The organism is Ensifer sp. Root127 (assembly GCF_001425225.1).
GTDB classification, from domain to species: Bacteria; Pseudomonadota; Alphaproteobacteria; order Rhizobiales; family Rhizobiaceae; genus Ensifer; species Ensifer canadensis.
Genome location: NZ_LMDX01000003.1, coordinates 112,750 through 132,105, shown reverse-complemented (window position 1 = coordinate 132,105; position 19,356 = coordinate 112,750). Strand labels below are relative to the sequence as shown.

At 62.4% G+C, this 19,356-nt stretch carries 17 protein-coding genes, 1 tRNA gene and 1 pseudogene; 6 read left to right on the top strand and 13 right to left on the bottom strand.

Annotated elements, in window-relative coordinates:
* Positions 1 to 122: 122 nt before the first annotated feature.
* On the bottom strand, positions 123 to 605 hold the full coding sequence (locus ASD03_RS08345) for a hypothetical protein (protein WP_225968553.1): 483 nt from the start codon (positions 603 to 605) through the stop codon (positions 123 to 125).
* Between the two features lie 375 nt (positions 606 to 980).
* Between ASD03_RS08345 and selD the strand changes: the two genes are divergently transcribed.
* Entirely contained in the window at positions 981 to 2,030 is a 1,050-nt protein-coding gene (gene selD, locus ASD03_RS08340; RefSeq protein WP_057205926.1) for a selenide, water dikinase SelD, read from the top strand.
* A gap of 68 nt (positions 2,031 to 2,098) precedes the next feature.
* Positions 2,099 to 2,431: a hypothetical protein gene (locus ASD03_RS08335; protein ID WP_025429722.1), complete on the top strand. Its 333-nt coding sequence runs from the start codon at positions 2,099 to 2,101 to the stop codon at positions 2,429 to 2,431.
* Between the two features lie 80 nt (positions 2,432 to 2,511).
* Here the strand turns inward: ASD03_RS08335 and ASD03_RS08330 are convergent, their stop codons facing one another.
* From ASD03_RS08330 to fdnG, 9 genes and pseudogenes are all read right to left on the bottom strand, one after another.
* Positions 2,512 to 2,895: a hypothetical protein gene (locus tag ASD03_RS08330; protein ID WP_025429721.1), complete on the bottom strand. Its 384-nt coding sequence runs from the start codon at positions 2,893 to 2,895 to the stop codon at positions 2,512 to 2,514.
* Positions 2,896 to 2,909: 14 nt separating this feature from the next.
* Positions 2,910 to 3,005: transfer RNA gene (locus ASD03_RS38725), tRNA-Sec, on the bottom strand.
* Positions 3,006 to 3,119: 114 nt separating this feature from the next.
* Positions 3,120 to 4,943, bottom strand: a pseudogene (gene selB, locus ASD03_RS08325) (selenocysteine-specific translation elongation factor); the annotation flags it as partial.
* Entirely contained in the window at positions 4,940 to 5,725 is a 786-nt protein-coding gene (locus ASD03_RS08320) for a tetratricopeptide repeat protein (RefSeq protein WP_057212726.1), read from the bottom strand. The gene ASD03_RS08320 and the pseudogene selB, both read right to left, overlap by 4 nt.
* Positions 5,712 to 7,112 (bottom strand): L-seryl-tRNA(Sec) selenium transferase, encoded by a 1,401-nt coding sequence (gene selA / locus ASD03_RS08315; RefSeq protein WP_057212725.1) that lies wholly within the window; start codon positions 7,110 to 7,112, stop codon positions 5,712 to 5,714. The genes ASD03_RS08320 and selA overlap by 14 nt, the downstream gene beginning before the upstream one ends.
* 4 nt (positions 7,113 to 7,116) lie before the next feature.
* Positions 7,117 to 8,037 carry a formate dehydrogenase accessory protein FdhE gene (gene fdhE / locus ASD03_RS08310; protein ID WP_025429717.1) on the bottom strand — a complete coding sequence of 307 codons (921 nt, stop codon included), beginning with the start codon at positions 8,035 to 8,037 and terminating at the stop codon, positions 7,117 to 7,119.
* 38 nt (positions 8,038 to 8,075) lie between these two features.
* A complete protein-coding gene (locus ASD03_RS08305; RefSeq protein ID WP_025429716.1) occupies positions 8,076 to 8,762 on the bottom strand; it encodes a formate dehydrogenase subunit gamma in 687 nt (228 codons plus the stop codon).
* On the bottom strand, positions 8,762 to 9,685 hold the full coding sequence (fdxH, locus tag ASD03_RS08300) for a formate dehydrogenase subunit beta (RefSeq protein ID WP_164474921.1): 924 nt from the start codon (positions 9,683 to 9,685) through the stop codon (positions 8,762 to 8,764). Before fdxH ends, ASD03_RS08305 begins: the two co-directional genes overlap by 1 nt.
* A gap of 44 nt (positions 9,686 to 9,729) precedes the next feature.
* On the bottom strand, positions 9,730 to 12,825 hold the full coding sequence (gene fdnG / locus ASD03_RS08295; RefSeq protein WP_082605216.1) for a formate dehydrogenase-N subunit alpha: 3,096 nt from the start codon (positions 12,823 to 12,825) through the stop codon (positions 9,730 to 9,732).
* A 186-nt stretch (positions 12,826 to 13,011) separates the two neighbouring features.
* Between fdnG and ASD03_RS08285 the strand changes: the two genes are divergently transcribed.
* Positions 13,012 to 13,257: a type II toxin-antitoxin system CcdA family antitoxin gene (locus ASD03_RS08285; protein ID WP_025429712.1), complete on the top strand. Its 246-nt coding sequence runs from the start codon at positions 13,012 to 13,014 to the stop codon at positions 13,255 to 13,257.
* Complete coding sequence (locus ASD03_RS08280; protein WP_057212721.1) at positions 13,257 to 13,553, top strand: CcdB family protein; 297 nt, start codon at positions 13,257 to 13,259, stop codon at positions 13,551 to 13,553. The genes ASD03_RS08285 and ASD03_RS08280 overlap by 1 nt, the downstream gene beginning before the upstream one ends.
* A gap of 85 nt (positions 13,554 to 13,638) precedes the next feature.
* On the opposite strand, the gene ASD03_RS08275 is transcribed toward ASD03_RS08280, so the two are convergent.
* Positions 13,639 to 14,577 carry an AraC family transcriptional regulator gene (locus ASD03_RS08275; protein ID WP_025429710.1) on the bottom strand — a complete coding sequence of 313 codons (939 nt, stop codon included), beginning with the start codon at positions 14,575 to 14,577 and terminating at the stop codon, positions 13,639 to 13,641.
* 110 nt (positions 14,578 to 14,687) lie between these two features.
* Between ASD03_RS08275 and ASD03_RS08270 the strand changes: the two genes are divergently transcribed.
* Positions 14,688 to 15,887 (top strand): MFS transporter, encoded by a 1,200-nt coding sequence (locus ASD03_RS08270; protein WP_025429709.1) that lies wholly within the window; start codon positions 14,688 to 14,690, stop codon positions 15,885 to 15,887.
* A gap of 91 nt (positions 15,888 to 15,978) precedes the next feature.
* Here the strand turns inward: ASD03_RS08270 and ASD03_RS08265 are convergent, their stop codons facing one another.
* A complete protein-coding gene (locus ASD03_RS08265; protein WP_200951662.1) occupies positions 15,979 to 16,599 on the bottom strand; it encodes an isochorismatase family protein in 621 nt (206 codons plus the stop codon).
* Positions 16,600 to 16,725: 126 nt separating this feature from the next.
* On the opposite strand from ASD03_RS08265, the gene ASD03_RS08260 reads away from it, so the two are divergent.
* Positions 16,726 to 17,754 carry a helix-turn-helix domain-containing protein gene (locus tag ASD03_RS08260; protein ID WP_082555468.1) on the top strand — a complete coding sequence of 343 codons (1,029 nt, stop codon included), beginning with the start codon at positions 16,726 to 16,728 and terminating at the stop codon, positions 17,752 to 17,754.
* Between the two features lie 79 nt (positions 17,755 to 17,833).
* Here the strand turns inward: ASD03_RS08260 and ASD03_RS08255 are convergent, their stop codons facing one another.
* Entirely contained in the window at positions 17,834 to 19,111 is a 1,278-nt protein-coding gene (locus tag ASD03_RS08255) for a DUF2254 domain-containing protein (protein WP_057205910.1), read from the bottom strand.
* Positions 19,112 to 19,356: the final 245 nt, after the last annotated feature.

Here is a 19,356-nt window from a genome sequence, read left to right as displayed (position 1 = left end):
ATGCGATCAGCCTAACATGCTCTTGCCGTACACGTCAGACGGGACGCAGGCGATCTTTGTGACTTCGCCCGCATCCCGGAATGCGCCCGGACGGCCCTGTCGGCCGGGCGTATCGCTTCGTCCTAGTTGCCGCCTTCAAGATTCTTGAGCGCCTCCAGATCCGCATGCGAAACGAACTCGCAGGCGAGCAAGGTCTTGCCGGGAATGGCTTCGCTTTCGCGGGCAACGATCGACACGATGCCCATCTCCGCTGTCGGCTGTTCGGCATCGGGCAGAACCCGTGCATAGCCCTTGGTGGACGTGCCGAGAATGCTGCTTTTTTCGCGCTCCAGCTGGTAGCGGGCCGCCAATTCGTCCGCACGCGCGCCTTCGATCAGCACGCCGACGGAGCTGCCGGCGAAGATAACCTCATTCGTCTTAAAGCCATCACGCCCGATGTCGGACGGCAGCTTGTAGACATAGGCCGTCAGCAGCGACGTATCGGGTTTCACCAGCTTCTCGGCGGCGTCATAGAACTCGGTTGCCGATTGCATCGTGTAGGGCGGGTTGCAGAGGGCGCCGTCATAAAAGGCCGCGACATCTTCGGATGCAAAGGCTGCGGGCACGCCTGAAACGGCGAGGACGGCAAGGGCAGGCAGAAAAACTCTTGAAAACAAAATCATGACTCCAATTGCCCGCGAGGTTACTTCCCCGCTCGGCTGACGGCTGATCGACAGTTGTACACATGGCGCAACACCGAAAGGGATACAACAACTTGTCATGGCAGATCACGACAATCCCGCACGCAGCAGGCGTCGATTCGGCGGGTCAAACCGTCGCAGCGACCGGGGACGCGGTCACCCTGCCGCTCCGGACGGCCATATCTCGCAGAAGCATCGAAGCGGCCTTGCTCCCGCACGACATCGTCCTAACTTGCCAACTATCGGTTGCCGGCGAGACCACGCGGTCGAACGGGCAAAATCTTTTACGCGGGAGCACACATGACATCTCTTGAACCCCGTCTGACTGAGCTTGCCCATGGCGGAGGATGCGGCTGCAAGCTTGCGCCCTCGGTTCTGCAGCGGCTTCTCGCCAATCAGCCGGCCATGCAGCCCTTCTCCCAGCTTCTCGTCGGCAACGAGATGGCGGACGACGCGGCGGTCTGGCAGGTCGACGACCACACCTGCATCATCGCCACCACCGATTTTTTCATGCCTGTGGTCGATGACCCGCATGATTTCGGGCGCATCGCCGCAACGAACGCGATCTCCGACATCTACGCCATGGGCGGCAAGCCGATCCTGGCGCTTGCGATCCTTGGGATGCCGATCAACAAGCTTTCCCCCGAGACGATCGGCAAGATCCTCGAAGGCGGCGCCTCGATCTGCGCGCAGGCCGGCATCCCTGTGGCAGGCGGGCATTCGATCGATTCGGTCGAACCCATCTACGGCCTTGCCGTCATCGGCATCTGTCGCCCGGAACAGGTGCGGCGCAATAGCGGCGCGAAGCCGGGGGATGCCTTGATCCTCACCAAGGGCCTTGGCGTCGGCATCTATTCCTCCGCCTTCAAGAAGAAGGCGCTGCCGCGGGCTTGTTATGAGGAGATGATCGCCTCGACGACCCTTCTCAACCGGATCGGGTCCGAGCTTGCCGCCGATCCGCATGTGCATGCGCTGACGGATGTCACCGGCTTCGGTATTCTCGGTCATGGGCTCGAAATGGCCCGCGCGTCCGGCTTGACCGTGTCGCTCTCCCTCGCGAACATTCCGTTCCTGTCGCAGGCCGAAACGCTTTCCCGAGAAGGCTTCATCACCGGCGCGTCGGAGCGCAACTGGGCGAGTTATAGCAGCGAGATCAAATTGCCCGATGGTATGGCGGACTGGCAGCGTCTTTTGCTCGCCGACCCGCAAACATCAGGCGGACTTCTGGTGGCCTGCGATGCCGCCAGCGCTGACAGTCTGGTCAAGACGATCCGGGACGCTGGCTACCCGCTCGCCAGCATCGTCGGCTACACGCAACCTGGCCCCGTGCAGGTGGAGGTTCGCGCCTGAGTGAAAAGGGGAGATGGAACAACCGGCCGCAGCATCCCGTTGGTAGAGCAACGCTGAAGGAGAATGCCATGCGCGATCCCCGATTTGCCCTTGCCACCGCTCTCTTCCTCGCCTGTCTGGGCATGACTGTCCCTGCACATTCGCAGGAGAACGATGCCAACACCGGATGCGATGCGACCGCCGGGAAGGCGGACCCGGCGACGGAGCCCGACCGTTTGAGCGCGGATGGTACAGCACCCGGCAACGCCGGCTCGACCGGCTGGACCGGCGGAACAGGCGGCGCCCTTATCGGTACAAATCCGCAAGGCGCGTCCGAGGACTCCCCGACATGGCAACCACCGACCGCGCGTGGCCTCGATCTCGCAATGACGCCCGAGGATATCAAGAAAAACGGTTGCTAGCCTGCGCATGATTGCACTCAGCCTTCAGCACAAAGGCCGTGAACCGCTATTGCCGAACGGGACAAGACCGAGACTGGAGATCAATGGGGCTTGATCTCCTCAATCGACAGCCGCAATCCGTCGACATTGAAGAACTCGCCCTCGCGGATCAGTGAGCGGTCCTCGTTGAGATTGCGAACCAGAGAGGCAAGCCGTCCCCTGGCGACATGGTCTTCGACAAGACCCTCCGGGCCGGCGCGGTAAAACACGACGCCGGACCACTTGACGCCGGCGCCGGCGAAAAGAGCGGCCATATCCTGCCATCGGGTGTCGTCGCCGACGACGTGAAGATAGGCCGAGCGCAGGAGGTCTAAACGGGTCTCGCCGATCGCCAGCAGGACGAAGAGCATGGTGAAAGCGCCAGCCTCGCCATAGGTGGAAACGATCCAGTCATCGAAGTCGGTGCTGCAGGGCGCATAAGCCATCAGCGATCTCCCGATGGCGGAAGAGAATGGGAGTCGAACCCACCCAAGACAGCCTCGCTGCCCCACCCGGATTTGAAGTCCGGACGCCCCACCGGGGACGAATCTCTTCCTTGCTTCGCCTCGGGCGTGGCTCCGTCATAAAGGTCGAGCCTGTGGGGATTGACGCGCCGGATGTCGCCGCGCCGAAGCGTCACTCCCTGGCGATCGAAGAACTCCAGGATCTCGATCGCCACCTTTCTACCGCTGTTCACGCGATCCCGAAAGAGACCGGCGGCAAATTCGCCCCGTTCGGCCTTGCCCGCGATATCCCTTATGATTTCAACCATTTCTGCGGTGGTGGAACGGATGAAGAAATGATCGTGCCGGATCTCATCGACACGTCCGAGCCTCGCCCATAGTTTGAGCACCCGCCGGATCTCCCGCTCGTCGACGCCGAGCACGTCTGCAAGGTCGCGCACGCGCGGCGGGCGAAAGCGCTCCTCTCCTTCGAGATGCGGCAAGATTTTGCCAAGTAACGCCTCCTCGCTCTCGCTTAAACGAACCTCATGGCCCGGCAGGCGAACGAAGGCGCCCTCGAGTACGAGGCGTCCGGCGGCCTGTTCCTGCCTGAGCAGGAAGAGAAAGGCAGGCATCGGCAATCGCGGCGTCACCTGCAGGCGCAGGCGCTCTCGGCCGATGCCTTGCAGATCCGGATTTTCGACATGGAAATCGGCGAGAATTCGTCCGACGTCCTTCGACAGGTCGTCCAACAGCGACACAGACAAGGCATGGCGCACATGCCCGGCCTCGATCACGATGGCGTGGGATAACTCGACGGCCTCGCGTAGCTCCTCCTCCGATACGGCCCTATTGCGCACGAAGGCATCGAGATCGACGATATAGGGCGGCGCTTCCAGATGCGCGGCAAGGGCCGGGCCCGTTTCCGCAACGCCTGCCGCATCGAGATAGGCTATCCGCTCGGGTGTCCGGCGCTTGCGCAATGGCGCACGCAGATCGAGAAGCCGCCCGCCTCCGATGGTGCGCCGGGCGGAAACGTCGCGCAGGATGTAGCGATCACCGACCGCGGCGGCGATCGGCCGATCGAGAACAAGCTGGACCTTCGCCCGCTCGCCGGGACCTACAGGGTTTTCAAGCGGCACAATACGGACCCCGACTTCAGCACTGCCATGATGCAGGCGCGCGGAAAACCACTCGCTGATCGGCTTCGGCTCACCCTTGAGCACAAACAGGCCCGCATCGATGCGTGTGGTCGGCGCATGCAGATAGGGATCGAGCACCATGTCGCCGCGGCCGACCTTGTCCTTGGAGATGCCGTCTCCCACCAGATTGAGCGCGCAGCGTTGACCCGCGACCCCGCGTTCCGACCGCTGGTCCTGGGCATGGATCGAGCGCACGCGCGCCCCTTGTCCGGATGGCGAAATCATTACGTTGTCGCCGACCGCAACCGAACCGGAAAGGACCGTTCCCGTCACCACCGTTCCGGCGCCCGAGAGAATGAAGCTGCGATCGACCGAAAACCGAAACCGGCCCGCCGCATTTGCTTTCACGGTTGCCCTTTCGGCCTCGGCCAGGCGGTCTCTGAGATCGGCGATACCGAGGCCCGTGGCGGCGGACACGGGAAGGATTTCGGCGGTGCGAAGGCCCGTTGCCGAAAGCATATTGCCGATCTCGACACTGAGCCCCAGCAATCGCTCCGCATCGGCAAGATCGGCCTTGGTGATCGCGACCAATCCCCTTTCGATGCCGAGCAGATCGAGAATGGCCAGGTGTTCGAGCGTCTGCGGCTTGATGCCGTCATCCGCCGCAACGACGAGGAGGGCGAAGTCGATGCCGCCGGCACCGGCGAGCATCGTATGGATGAAACGCTCATGGCCCGGCACATCGACAAAGCCGGTGACCGCTTCGGCAAATTTCGCATAGGCAAAGCCGAGATCGATGGTGATGCCGCGTGCCTTCTCCTCCTTGAGGCGATCGGTATCGACGCCGGTCAAGGCTTTCACCAGACTGGTCTTGCCGTGGTCGATATGACCGGCGGTTCCGACGATCATGGTCGCGCCTCCGCCGGGGGCTCAAGCGCGCGCCTCTCGGCGATGCCGATCTCGCCGGGCGACAAGCTCTGGCGCACCGGCCCGATGAAGGGTTGCGCCAGGGTACTGCCCCCATTGGTCGCGCGGATCAGCCAGACGAGTGCCGCGACGCCGTCGCGGGCCGTGCCGGCGCCCATGTGACAGGCGGCGCCAAGCATCGCCTGCGCGTCGGCATCGCCCGCCATGGCGCCGCGGCGCCACCAATCGACGGCCCTCTTCGGATCGCGATCGACACCCGAAGCGTTGTGATAGAGCATGCCGAGCCGGGTCATCGACGAAGCAATGCCCGCTTCAGCGGCACGTTCCGCCCAGTGGCGCGCCTCGACCGGATCGGACGGCATGATTTCGCCTTCGAGCAGCATCCAGCTCAGCATGTCCTGTGCCGGCGCGTCGCCCTTCTCGGCGGCGCGGCGATAGTAGTCGGCGGCAATACTATAATCGCCATCCGCGTCCTGCATGTGGAAGGCTGCATAGTTGCGCTCGCCGACGGGATCGCCCGCTTCGGCCGCCAGCCGCAGCCATTTGCCCGCCAGGGCCCGATCCTGCGGCACGCCGAGCCCCTCGGCAAAACAGGCGCCGATATTGTTCTGTGCCCGCGCGACGCCGGATTGCGCCAGGGGCTCCCATAGGCGCAGGGCGGTCTCATAGTCGCCGTTCCGGGCGGCAGTCAGGGCTTGTGTCATCTCATCGGCGTCCGACGCCGCCTCGGGCATACGCCCTGTCAAACGGTCAAGCCAGTGCATGTCCGACGCCCTCGGAGAGGCTTTTCAGGAACTCGCTCTCGTCGGAAAGACAGCGAAGATCGAGGATGAGCGCCCCGTCCTGCAGACGCCCCAATATCGGGCGCGAAAGCGAACGGAAAAGCGCCGCGAGCGCTTCGAGCGCGCTGCCGCTTGCAGCCTCGATCCGGAGGCCGGCGCTTTGGATCGTGTCGACCGGCAGCGCGCCCGAACCGATCTGGCTCGAACAGTGGCAGATTTCCACCCGATGTCCGCTCGAGGCAAGAAGTCTCGCCACCTCGGGCGSGAGCCGTTCCGCCTGCGCGCGGATCTCGTGTTGCGGACGCGCCAGCATGCGAAGGGTGGGCAGCCGCGCTGCGAGCCGATCCGGGTCGCGGTATAGCTTCAACGTCGCGGACGTCGCCGCGATGCGGATCTTGTCGACCCGCAAGGCCCGCTTCAACGGATTGCGGTTGATCGCGGCGATCAGATCGCGGCGACCGACGATAAAGCCGGCCTGCGGGCCACCCAGCAGTTTGTCGCCCGAAAATGTAACGAGATCTGCACCTTCGGCCACGGCTTCGCGAACGGTCGGCTCCTTGCCAAGGCTGTAGCGCCGGAGGTCGACAAGCGTCCCGGAGCCGAGATCGTTGAGGAGAACCAGCCCGGCTTCGTGCGCGATCTCTGCAAGGTCGGCACCGGAGACTTCGGCCGTGAACCCTTCGATCCGGTAATTCGACGTGTGCACCTTGAGGATGAGCGCGGTTTCGGGGCCGATCGCCCGACGATAATCCCTGGCATGGGTGCGGTTCGTGGTGCCGACCTCGACGAGCGCCACACCTGCGCGCTCCATGATATCGGGCATGCGGAACGCGCCGCCGATCTCGATCAGTTCGCCGCGTGAGACGATCGCCTGCCGTCCGCCGCCAACGGTACCCAGCGCAATCAGCACGGCGGCAGCATTGTTGTTGACGATCGTCGCATCCTCGGCGCCCGTCAGCTCGCAAAGCAGGTCACGCAGGTGGCAGTCGCGCTCGCCGCGCCGGCCGGTGTCGAGATCGAACTCCAGTGCCGCCGCCTCTCGCATCGCATCGACGGCAGCGGCAATCGCCTCCTCGGCCAGGAGGGCACGGCCAAGATTGGTGTGCAGCACGGTGCCGGTGAGATTGAAGAGCGGGCGCAGATTGGAGCGATCCCGATAGTCGAGCCGGCTCATAAGTGAGGCCATGACGCCGTCCGCATCGGGGGGCAAGCCGCCACTGCGAACCATCTCGCGGATTTCGCCGAGCACGAGGCGCAGCTCTTCGGTCACGACGACACGACCATGCCGCTCGACAAGCGGCGCGACGGCCGGCGCCTTCAACATCTGGTCGACGGACGGCAGGGTGCGGAGTTCGGCAAGCCCGGCCATCCCGTCAATACCCCACCAGGAATGGATTGAAGCCCGCGCGTTTGTATCCGGTATCCTTCATCAGCGCGTCGAGGCCGAGACTGCCGATATCGTCGGCCACGGCATCGAGTGCCGGGTTCCTGTTCTGATACATGATCTTCGTCCAGCCGTGGCAGCTGTCGCAAACCTCTGCCTTAACCGTGGCCTCTTCATCACCGGTTTCGACCGCGCGGTATCCTATGCCCTTGGTCGAGCCGCAGGAGAGGCATTTTACCCGGACCTCGTTCCATTTGGTCGAGCAGCAGGCGCATACCGCGTAGCGGGTTCCTTCCGCGCCGTGGAAACCGACGACGAGCGAAGCGACGGGCCTGCCGCCGCAGGCGGGACAGACGCCGATGCTGACCGGCACGAGGCGACCAGGATCGAGCCCCGCGGCCAGGCGTGTCGCATGGACCTGCACGGCCGCGGCAACGAAAAGATGGTGCGCAAGGCTATCGAGCGGCAGATTGTCGGCGGCGATATTGTCGATCATCCACGCCAGCGCCTCGTCGTCAGCGGCAATGATCTGGGCAAGCGCTTCGGCCGCGGCCTTTGGCATTTCCAGTTGCTCCACCCGCGCAAGGAACTGTCGGACCGTGTCCCGGCACTCGGCAGAAGCGCCCATGGCCGAGCGATCGATCGGCGGCATCGCATTGTCGCGCGCCCGCTCGCGCTGTTCTGCGGAAATCGCCTGCAACGGCGGTAGACTGGACAGGAGGTCGTCCTGGATCGCTGCGATGCCTGCAAGGAAGCGTAAGTAGGGAGCAAGCCGGCTGCTTTCCGACAGCACTTGGAAACGCTGGGCGCGATCCCCGAAAAGGCGCGTCAGATTGGACATCAAGACGAAGGGAGCCTTGGGAATTCCACCGATCATCGCGGGATCGGGCTGCACGGACGATATCGACATTGCACCTCGCGGGCCGACCGGCCACCGCTGTTATGTCGTTATTCTGCAGGATCAATCCGGCCCCGTCCAGCAAGTTCCTTCAGCCATTTGCGATGGTGCCGCCAGGCCCAGCCGCCGGTGACCGAACCCCGCGTCATCGCCCGCAGCGTACCGCGGGTCCAGATCGCGGCATAGACATGCAGGATGAAGATGAGAATGATCAGCACCGCGGAAACGGAATGGGTCAGCATGGCAATGCGCCTCACGTCGATGGGTGTGGCCTCGCCAAAATACTGGTCCCAGATGATGATACCGCTGACGATCAGCACGATGATGAAGAACGCCATGCCCCAGAAGATGAACTTCTGTCCGGCATTGTACTTGCCGATCTCGGGCAGCCGCTCCTCATGGCCTTTGACCACGTCGCCGATCTGCGACACCCACTGCGCGTCGGTGCGGTTCGGCAGGTTGGCCCGCCAGAGTTGGGCGAAGAAAATGAAGAAGCTCAGGAACAGAACGACCCCGATCCAGGGATGCAGCATGCGCGTGTTCTGACCGCCACCGAACAGATCCGTCAGGAAGAACAGCGACGGATGGAACATCGAGAGGCCGGACAGCAGAAGCAGGATCAGGCAGGAAGCGGTGATCCAATGGTTGAGGCGCTTGCCGGGTCCATAACGACCGACAGTCACCGGCGGGCCGCGATGGATCGCGTCTTCGGACTGGATGTCGTTCGGCTTGGCCATCAGGCACCCTCCCTGAGATCCTCGGCTTCCTCGACGAGCTTTTCGGCACTGACCTCGTCTTCAGGTGCGACCCGGTTCGCCTTGCCGAAAAGGCCGTGCAGGATCGCGCCCGCAGCCGCCAGCCCCATCGCCGCAAGGCCGGTATATTTGGTCACGCCCTTCCAGGCCTCGATGACGGCGGAAATCTTCGGGTCATCAGGCAGGTCGGCGTAAATATGCGGCTTGTCGTTGTGATGCAGGACATACATGACATGGGTCCCACCGACGCCGGGAGGATCGTAGAGGCCGGCATTGGCGTATCCGCGCGATTTGAGATCGGCGATACGTTCGTCGGCATGCTTCATCATGTCGTCCTTGGTACCGAACACGATCGCCTGTGTCGGGCAAGCCTTGGCGCAGGCGGGGCCCTGCCCCATTGCGACGCGATCGGAACAGAGCGTGCATTTGTAGGCGCGATGATCGGCCTTCGAAATGCGCGGAATGTTGAACGGGCAGCCCTTCACGCAGTAGCCGCAGCCGATGCAGTTTTCATGGATGAAGTCGACGATGCCGTTGGAATATTGCACGATCGCGCCGGGTGAAGGACATGCCTTGAGACAGCCCGGATCGGCGCAGTGCATGCAGCCGTCCTTGCGGATCAGCCACTCCAGATTGTCCGTTTCGGGGTTCACCCATTCGGTAAACCGCATCAGGGTGAACATATTCTCGGTCAGATCGTGCGGGTTCGTATAGACCCCGACATTCTCCTCAATATCCGGATACGTGTCGTTCCACTCGATACAGGCCGACTGGCAGGCCTTGCAGCCGATGCATTTGGAAACGTCGATCAGCTTGGCGACCGGCGTCAGCTGCCGCTCCGGCGGCGGCAGCTCGCTCGTGGCGGAGCGGCGAACGAGATCGCGCTGCGTGAGGTTGCTCTCCATCGGCTGGACCGGCGGATTGCTGACGGCTGTGCGCGGGCTATCCATCACACTGTGGCCTCCTTGTCCTTTGGCGGCGTCGAAGGCTCGATATTGACGAGGAAAGCCTTGGACTCAGGCGTCTCGATGTTGGCGTCGCCGACGAAGGGCACCAGCGAATTGGGGCCGAAACCCTTTTTCGCAGAGCCGGTGAAGCCCCAATGCAAGGGGATGCCGACCACATGGACCGGCTTGCCGTCGCAGATGAGCGGCCGGATGCGCTTGGTCACCACCGCCTTGGCCTTGACCTCGCCGCGCTTCGACCAGACCCTGACCCAGCCACCATTGGTTATGCCCTTTTCCTGCGCCAGCTCCTCGGAAATTTCCACGAAGAACTCCGGCTGCAGCGCCGAGTTGACGCGGTTGTGCTTGGTCCAGAAGTGGAAATGCTCGGTGAGCCGGTAGGAGGTGGCCGCGTAGGGGAACTCGTCTGAAAGCCCCAGCTGCTCGGCATCGTCCTTGAAGATGCGGCTGACCGGATTGCCGCGCATCTTCGGATTGAAGACGTTGGCAACGGGCGATTCGAACGGCTCCATATGCGCGGGGAACGGGCCGTCGCGCATCAGTCCGCGGGTGAACAGACGCGCGGTGCCTTCCTGGTTCATGATGAAGGGACCGACATCTCCAGGCTTGGCCGTCGGCGCAATGTCGGGAATGTCATAGCCGGTCCACTTGGCGCCGTCCCATTCCAACAGCTTGCGGCTCGGATCCCATGGCTTGCCCTCTAGGTCCGCCGAGGCGCGGTTGTAGAGGGTGCGGCGGTTGAGCGGCCAGGCGAAGGTCCAGCCGAGATAGGTGCCAGTGTCGTCGGGATCCTGATTGTCCCGCCGAGCCATGTTGTTGCCCTGCTCGTTGAAGCAGCCGGAATAGATCCAGCAGCCGGACATGGTCGAGCCGTCGTCGCGCAACTGCGAGAAGTTCACCACCTGCTTTCCGGCCGGCACGAGAACCTTGGTCGGGTCGGTCGTGTCCATGACATCGCTCAATGCTCGACCATTGATTTCCCGGGCGAGTTCTTCTGCCGTCGGTTCGTTCTCGTCGGCATACTCCCACGACAGGTTGAGGATCGGATCGGGGAAGGCGCCGCCCTCCGTCCGGTAGAGTTCGCGCATTCTGAGGAAGATCTGCGCGATGATGTAGGTATCGTGCTTGGCTTCGCCCGGCGGCGTACCGCCGGCCCAATGCCACTGCAGCCAGCGGCCGGAGTTCGTCAGCGAACCCTCCTCCTCCGCAAAGCAGGTCGTCGGCAGCTGGATGACTTCGGTCTGGATCGAAGCGGTGTCGACCGGATTGAAATCGCCGTGGTTTTCCCAGAACCGCGCCGTCTCGGTTTCCAGCGGATCCATGGTGACGAGCCACTTCAGGTTCGAAAGAGCCTTGGTGTTCTTGGCACGGTTGGGGAAGGCCAGCAGCGGGTTGAAGCCCTGACAGAGATAGCCGTTGACCTTGCCGGCATGCATCAGTTCAAACACGCGCAGCACGTCGTAGGATGGCACGTCGAGCTTGGCGAGGTAGTTGAAGGCCCAGTCGTTGTCGGCCCGCGCGGCATCGCCCCACATGGCCTTCTGGAACGAGACCATGAACTTGCGGTAGTTCTGCCAATAGCTCGTCTGGCCCGGCCGAAGCGGCTTGAACTGCCGCGTCGACATGTAGGTCTCGAAATCCTCGTCCTTCTCGGTCGGCGCCGTCAGGTAGCCGGTGAGCAGGTGCGACATCAGGCCGAGATCGGTCAGGCCCTGGATGTTGGAGTGGCCGCGAAGGGCGTTCATGCCACCGCCGCGCACGCCGATATTGCCGAGGATCAACTGCAGCATCGCCATGGCGCGGATGTTCTGCGAGCCGTGCGAGTGCTGGGTCCAGCCCAGGGCGTACATTGACGTCATCGTCTTTGTCGGCGTCGAACATTCCGAGATCATCTCGGCGACCTTGAGGAATTTCTCCTTCGGCGTTCCGCAGATGCGCTCGACCATTTCGGGCGTATAGGGCGCCAGATGCTCCTTAAGCAGGTTCCAGACACAGCGGGGGTTCTGCAGCGTCGGATCTGTGACGACGAAACCATCGTCGCCGAGCACATAGTCCCAGGTCGAACGGTCGTAGTCGCGCTTCTCGGCATCATAGCCGGTGAAGAGACCGTCCTTATAGGCGAAGCCGTCCTTGACCAGATAGGCTGCGTTGGTGAAGGCCTTGGTGTATTCCCACTGCACCTTGTCGTTGTCGATGCAATACTTCATGACGCCGTTTAGGAACGCGATGTCGGTTCCCTGGCGGATCGGCGCGTAATAGTCCGAGACCGAGGCGGTGCGGGTATAGCGCGGATCGACGACGATCAGCTTTGCACCGCGATGGGCCTTGGCTTCCGTCACCCATTTGAAGCCGCAGGGGTGGGCTTCCGCCGCATTGCCGCCCATGACGACGACGAGGTCGGTGTTCTTGATGTCGGTCCAGGAGTTGGTCATTGCTCCACGGCCAAATGTTGGGGCGAGACTCGCCACCGTAGGGCCGTGTCAGACGCGTGCCTGATTATCGAAACCGACTATTCCCAGGCTCTTGGCGAATTTGAAGGTCGCCCAGGCCGTTTCATTGGTTGTTGCAGACGCCGCCAGCATGCCGACGGTCGTCCAGCGATTGACCGGAAGGCCCTTGGCGTTGGCCGCAATCAGGTTCGCATCGCGATCGTCCTTCATCAGGCGGGCAATGCGATCGAGAGCATCGTCCCAGGAGATCCGTTCGAAAGTATCGGAACCGGGCTTGCGCAGCATCGGATATTGAAGGCGGGTCGGCGACTTGACGAAGTCCTTGAGTGCCGCCCCCTTGGGACAGAGCGTCCCGCGGTTGGTGGGGTGATCGGCATCGCCCTCGATATGCACAATGTCCGCCGTCTCGCCTTTTCGAGGGTCACCCTTCGAATAGATGATGACGCCGCAGGCAACGGAACAGTACGGACAGGTGTTGCGGGTTTCGGTCGTGGTCTTCAGCTTGAAAGCACGCACATGCGCGATTTCCGCCGCCTCGGATTCGCCGAAGCCAAGTGCTCCGACGGAAGTTGCCACGACACCCGCTCCGGCCAGCTTCAGGAAGCTGCGCCGCGAGAGGTCTATGTTCATAGATGGCCTCCCTTTCCCGATACTTCGTACCTATGAGTCTATTGCTAAGTGCTTGCAAGTCAAGGTGCGTTGGTTGCGCGCCACCCACTCTCCTGACGATCGGCAATGCCATCGCCTCTTGTCTGGCCGGATATTTGCATGCGCAGGAAGATGCGCATATGTTGATTGCTCAAAAGGAGAACAATCATGGCCGAGCATGCTCGATCTGCCTCTGCAAAGCGCGCAGCCAATTTGACGATTGACGCCGATCTTCTTGCAGAAGCACGGCATTTCGACATCAATATTTCTCGCGCTGCCGAGGCAGGGATCGCCAGGGCTGTGTCCGATGCCAAGGCTGCCCGTTGGAAGAAAGAAAATAGCGAGGCTTTGCAGAGTTCGAATGCCTTCGTCGATGCAAATGGCCTGCCGCTGGCGCAGTTCCGTCAATTCTAATGGCGCGTTATGACGTCTATGCCAATCCTGGCGGCGGCCTCGTGCTTGATGTGCAGGCCGATGTGCTGGACGAGTTGAAGACGCGTGTCGTCGTCCCGCTTTTGCCAATGGAAGCGGCTCCTGAACCGGCCAAGCGCCTCAATCCCGTGTTTGAAATATCCGGCGTTCGCTACACCTTGGTCACTCAGTTTCTGGCTGCGATACCCGTATCGGCACTTGCAGAACCTGTTTCCAATCTATCGGAGCGGCACGACGAGATCGTCGCCGCTCTCGATATGGTTTTTCACGGCTTTTAGCGAACGGGTGACAGCAAGCGTCGTCACGCTCCAAGCCGCTCTCAACCAGCCTCCCTGCGCGATCGCGATCTGAACCGCAGCCGGCTCAGGAAACCAGTTGTCCCCTGGCCACGCTCTTGTTTCGGTAATGGCTCGGTGGTGCCCCGATGATCTTGCGGAAGGCGCGACTGAAAGAAGCCTCCGAATCGTAGCCGAGACGGCCTGCGACAAGGGCCACCCGCTGTCCTTCCTGTAGCCATTGATGCGCCTGGTGCATCCGCATGCGCGCAACATAACGGGCCGGCGTCTCGCCCATGGTGTCGACAAACCGCTGGGCAAAGCCCGACCGTGACGCACCCATGAGCTTTGCCAGTTCGGGCACGCTCCAATCCCGCGCAGGTTCAAGGTGGATGGCGGCAAGGACGCGCCCGAGCTCCGGATTGCGGACGGCCGCCAGCCAGCCGGTCGCCGTGCCGCAGCCATGCTCCACCCAGGTTCGAATGAGCGTTGCAGTCAGCACATCGGCAAGCCGCGAGAGAATGCCGCCCGAGCCGACGCGCTGCATTTCTGCTTCGCGCATCATGGCCTCAAGGAGTGCCGGTATCGAAGGCTCGCTCGCAGCAAGGTCGCTCGTGCGCATGACGGCGGGCATCAACTGCAGGAGAGGATGCAGACGATCGACATTGAACTGCATCACCGCAAAGAAGATGAGGTTCTTGCTGTCCGTCGACGGGCATTGCACATCGATGATGCCGTCACAAAGCTGTCGCCTCGGCAGGTCGGCTATCGAAACGGCAGGAATGCCCGGCTTGCTGGCAAGCACATGCGCGTCACCCCTCGGCAACAGCACCGCGTCGCCCTGGGCAAGATCCATCCATTCACCATCCGGTGTCTGAAGATGGGCCGAGCCCGCAGCCAGAAAATGGAATCGCGCGGGCTCCTGTGCCGGATAGGCCGTCGCCCAGGGCGCACAGGGTTGGCAACGCCCGTATTCGACGCCGTCGAGCCTCAGCCCGCGCAAAATCTCGGTCAATGCATCGCTCATAAGGCGCTCCGCAAGTTTGGACAAACGGCATAGTCTTTTGGATTTTCTAGCATAGAAACTCCTGACGGTCATGCCTACTTTCGCCACTAACAATCGCGGAGATGAAAATCATGGATGGCGTCGTGACGAAATCAGGTGCCCCGACGGACGAGCGGAACAAAGCCCGATGGGGCGCTGTCGTTTCCCTTTCGCTTGGGGTCTTCGGCCTGGTAACGGCAGAGTTTCTACCGGCAAGCCTGCTGACGCCGATGTCGGCGGATCTCGGGGTAAGCGTTGGAGCTGCCGGGCAGTCGGTGACCACCACTGCTGTCGTTGCGGCGGTCGCCGGCCCGGCGATCGTCGTCTACACAGGCCGGTTCGACCGGCGCACGGTGCTTCTGGCTTTGACGGGCCTGCTGGTCGTCTCGAGCCTTATGGCGGGCTTTGCGCCGAACCTTCCGTTCCTGCTTGCGGCGCGCGTGTTGCTTGGTATCGCGCTCGGCGGCTTCTGGGCGATGTCGCTGGCGCTCGCCATGCGGCTCGTGCCCGCCAGGCTGATGCCCCGCGCCATGGCGATCGTGATGTCAGGCGTCTCGATCGCGACTGTCTGCGCCGCCCCCGTCGGCGCCTGGATCGGCGCCACGCTCGGATGGCGCTATGCTTTCCTGCTGGCAGCCGTAGTCGGGGTGGTTACCTTTATCGTCCAGGCACTGACCGTCCCGTCGCTGCCGCCGATCGGAACCACCGGCCTTGGCACGATCGTGAGGGTTCTCAGGCGCCCGGCGATCCGGCTGGGTCTTGCCACGATCCTGCTGGTCGTCACCGGCCATTTTGCCGGCTTCACCTATATTCGCCCCTATCTTGAGCAGGTGCCGCGTTTCGACGTCGAAATGATCACCGCGATCCTGCTCGCATTCGGTATCGGCGGTTTCTTCGGCAATATCGCCGGCGGCTTCCTGGCGGAGCGCAACACGCGCCTGTCGATGACGCTGGCTGCCGCGGGCATCGCTGCCACCGCGCTCCTGCTTGCGGTCGCCGGCGTGCTGCCGGGCATTGCAGCCGCAGCGACGGCCGCCTGGGGCTTCGCCTTCGGTGCGCTCCCTGTCAGCGTCCAGTCCTTCATCAGTCGGGCCGCCGGCGACGAGGCGGAAGGCGCTGGTGCGGCGACGCTGACGACATTCCAGATCGCCATCTCCACCGGAGCAATCCTCGGCGGCCTGATCGTCGAACTCCAGGGGCCTGCCGGCGTCTTCATGTTTGCGGCATTGGCCGCACTGCTGGGCGCCTCGCTCGTCGCCGTCTCCCGCAAGGTGGCGCTCCAGCCGGGCTGAGAGATGAAGGACTCTATGGCCCTCCCGATCCTGAATTCCTGGGGGATCGGGAGAGCCATCATTAGGCCCCGTACTCAGCCGCGCTCAAGTCTCACTTGCGCGTCAGTGGCAGGGCCAGGAGCTGATCGGTCGTGACGATATCGCCGAAGGTGTCGTCGATCGAAGCCAGAGCTGCGCGGTGCAGCGCAACATGCGACACGGTCTCCCCATCTGCCGTATCGACGTCCCGCGTGGCGCAGGCGTCGTCGGCCACGATCACATTGTAGCCGAGGGGGACGGCATCGCGGGCAGCGCCGGCCACGCAGGCATGGGTCATCAGGCCGGCAATGATGAGCGTATCGACGCCAGCCTGTTTCAGCCTCTGGTCGATGTCGGTGGTTGGAAACACGCTCACCGACGATTTGCGCACCACCGAATGGTTGGCTGATGGCTGGATCTGGTCGTGGAACCGCGAGGTCGCACTGTCCTCGGCAAAGACCGGGCTTCCCGCCGGTGTCACGTGCTGGACATGATAGACTTTCATGCCGTCCTGATCAGCACGCTCGATGAGGCGCTTGGCGTTGGAGAGCGCCTTTGCGCCATCCGGGATCGGCATCCTGCCGCTGAAATATTCGTTCTGAAAGTCGATCACCAGCAGGGCGGTCTTGGCAGGATCGAGGCTTTGCGGCGCTGTGGCTCCGGCCATGGTTCGGATGGTGGGGTGCTGCATCATGAAAGCGTCCTTTCGCATCGGTGTTGATGGCGGAAAAATCCTGCATGCGGCGGCTTCGCGAAAGTGGCCAGAATGACAATATGTGCTAGGTTCTGGCCAATTCATTAGATTGGGATCGCCACGCCGATGCACACCGTTGCCGTCATCGCCTTTGAAGGCATCAGCGCCTTCCACCTGTCGGTGCCCTGCATCGTGTTCGGCGATGAGCTTTTGAAACTCGGAGCGCCCCGATATCGCCTGTTGATCTGCGGCGAGAATACCGGGTCGATTGCCACTGGCTCCGGCTTTCGCATTGAAGTGACGCATGATCTGAGCCACCTGGGGGAGGCCAACACCGTCATCGTGCCGGCCTGGCGGGATCCGGACGAGCGTCCTCCCGAAGCCTTGCTGCAGAGCGTCAGGGCCGCCCACGCACGCGGCGCGCGGCTGGTCGGGCTTTGCCTTGGCACATTCGTACTGGCGGAAGCGGGCGTGCTGGACGGGCGACCGGCATCCACCCATTGGGCCTGGGCGGAGGAGTTCCAACGAAGCTATCCGCGGGTCGCCCTGGATCAGGATGCGCTCTATATCGATGATGGTGACATCCTGACATCGGCCGGCACGGCCGCGGCCATCGACTGCTGTCTGCATATCGTACGTCGCGATCATGGGGCAGATATCGCCAACCGCGTCGCCCGGCGGCTGGTGGTGGCGCCGCACCGGCATGGCGGCCAGACCCAATACATCGAGAAGCCAATGCCTGCCGCCGCCGGCGAAGCGCAGCTCGGCGCGACGATCAATTGGGCAATCGAACATCTGGACGAGCCATTGTCGCTCGAAAAGCTGGCGGCGCGGGCCGGAATGAGCCTGCGCAGCTTCACCCGACATTTCAGAAAGACGACCGGAACCACCTTTACGCAATGGCTCTTGAACCAGCGGCTGGCGACCGCGCAACGGTTGCTCGAAACCGGATCCTGCTCGATCGACCGGGTCGCAGAGATGGCCGGCTTCGGCTCAACGGTATCGCTGCGCCAGCACTTTACCCGCGCCTTCTCGATCTCGCCGGCAAGCTACCGCCGGCAGTTCAGGAAGAGACCGGATTTAGGGGAGCATTACGGTCACGGCTTTCCACTCCGCCATGGCCTTGAGGCGGTGGACATGGATGACCAGCGCTGAGTGATTGGAGCGTGGTGGATCCGTGCGCCTGCCAATCAGGACGTCTCGGACACTGGCTATGCGGATGTGCGAATTTCAGTCATGCTTTAGGAGAGCCGCCCAGCCCTTGCGTATCGGCAATATGCGCGAGTGCTGCGTCTTCGGGGAGCAGGTAGACCTTGTCGATCGTCTGGTCGAGCAGGTTGCGCTCAATGGCCAACGCATCCTTCCGGCTTTCCGGCAGCACCGCTTCGAGATCGTCGATCATCGCGTGCAGCCGCCTTGCGATCTGCAGATTTTCCGCTCCATAGATCCGGATCTCTCGAAACGTAAGTTGCACGAAATCTTCCCAGTTCGGCGTCGGGAACACCACACGAAGGCGTCCCTGGGCATCGCGGACGTACTCGTTGCTCAGTTCGCGCCCACCAACGCTGCGTAGCAGTCGCTGCAACTGATCAATGGCAAGCACCGCTGTCGTCGGGTCGTTTATAGCCTTCGAAAGCGCCTTGCTGGCGATGTCGACAATAACCCTGAAGGCGAAGGTCGGATCCTGCTCGATGGTCCGCTCACGCCCGAAGACGACACTGTTGCGAAGGTCTTTGGCTGGTATTGCCTTGGCGCCGCCATAGAGGCGGAACAGTGGCTGCCCGGATGAGACAAAATCGCCGACGCGCGCAGCAAGTTCAATCACGCCGTCCGCTCGATGTGCTTGAATGGTCAAGGCCTTCACGTCGACTGCAAGAATGATGTCCGACGACCCGACATGCAAAACGATGTTTCCCGGCTTCTCGCACGGCTCGTCCGGTTGTGGTCGCTCGTCGGTATCCGACAGCGGGCCAGGATATACCGCCTCGATAACGGCAAAGCCCTGCTCGGCGACGCGATGAATGATGCTGACGGGACGTAATAGCCGGGCGGAATAATCGATGAAATAGAGGAAGGCAGCCAGCGACAGGACGCCAAAGATCCCCGAGATCCACATGATGGGAGACGGAGCCGACGTACTGATGCGACTGATCGCCCCAATGGCGAAGAGCAGGGTGAAGATGAACAGGCCCACAGTGAAACGGATCACGTTATCGCGCAGCAGCGTGGTCGCGATGATCCGGGGCGTAAGCTGCCCGCTCGCGATCTGTATGGCGACGAGCAGGGAACCGAACGTGAAGACGATGAACGAAAGCGCCAGGCTGATAATCGCCTGCATCGCTGCAACCGTACCCTCTGTCTCCAAGGGCCACAACGGCACCCATTCTGTCCACTGTTCTAATACAAGCACTGCGCGTAAGAAGGCTTGCTGCAGAACGAGCGCGAAGAAAGGCACGACCCACAGCGAGGACCGCATGTAGCTCTTGAGCGCATACAACTTGTTCCAGCGCATTTAGCCCCATCCCTCTCGTGTGGCCCTTCGAGCCGGAAACGGTCAAATCTGCCACAAGGGCACCGTACGCGACCAACTCCCGATACGAGACGATCGGCGCAAGCGACCTGGGGCCTAATATATACTATGCTGTCTCGTCGGGCCGCGAAAATCACAACTTCAGGTCACGGCTTCTCCCCCGAGCCGCCTCCGCAGCTTGAGCCTTTTTCATAGCCTGCCGAGGTTCTGTCACGTTGTTCGAAAAG

Coding starts and splice junctions, on each gene's coding strand:
- ASD03_RS08330 (WP_025429721.1), bottom strand. CDS start 2,895: ATGGCTTATGCGCCCTGCAGCACCGACTTCGATGACTGGATCGTTTCC.
- fdxH (WP_164474921.1), bottom strand. CDS start 9,685: ATGGAGAGCAACCTCACGCAGCGCGATCTCGTTCGCCGCTCCGCCACG.
- ASD03_RS08255 (WP_057205910.1), bottom strand. CDS start 19,111: ATGCGCTGGAACAAGTTGTATGCGCTCAAGAGCTACATGCGGTCCTCG.
- ASD03_RS08305 (WP_025429716.1), bottom strand. CDS start 8,762: ATGGCCAAGCCGAACGACATCCAGTCCGAAGACGCGATCCATCGCGGC.
- ASD03_RS08270 (WP_025429709.1), top strand. CDS start 14,688: ATGGATGGCGTCGTGACGAAATCAGGTGCCCCGACGGACGAGCGGAAC.
- fdhE (WP_025429717.1), bottom strand. CDS start 8,037: ATGTCGATATCGTCCGTGCAGCCCGATCCCGCGATGATCGGTGGAATT.
- ASD03_RS08280 (WP_057212721.1), top strand. CDS start 13,257: ATGGCGCGTTATGACGTCTATGCCAATCCTGGCGGCGGCCTCGTGCTT.
- ASD03_RS08335 (WP_025429722.1), top strand. CDS start 2,099: ATGCGCGATCCCCGATTTGCCCTTGCCACCGCTCTCTTCCTCGCCTGT.
- ASD03_RS08285 (WP_025429712.1), top strand. CDS start 13,012: ATGGCCGAGCATGCTCGATCTGCCTCTGCAAAGCGCGCAGCCAATTTG.
- ASD03_RS08320 (WP_057212726.1), bottom strand. CDS start 5,725: ATGCACTGGCTTGACCGTTTGACAGGGCGTATGCCCGAGGCGGCGTCG.
- selD (WP_057205926.1), top strand. CDS start 981: ATGACATCTCTTGAACCCCGTCTGACTGAGCTTGCCCATGGCGGAGGA.
- ASD03_RS08275 (WP_025429710.1), bottom strand. CDS start 14,577: ATGAGCGATGCATTGACCGAGATTTTGCGCGGGCTGAGGCTCGACGGC.
- ASD03_RS08260 (WP_082555468.1), top strand. CDS start 16,726: ATGCACACCGTTGCCGTCATCGCCTTTGAAGGCATCAGCGCCTTCCAC.
- ASD03_RS08265 (WP_200951662.1), bottom strand. CDS start 16,599: ATGATGCAGCACCCCACCATCCGAACCATGGCCGGAGCCACAGCGCCG.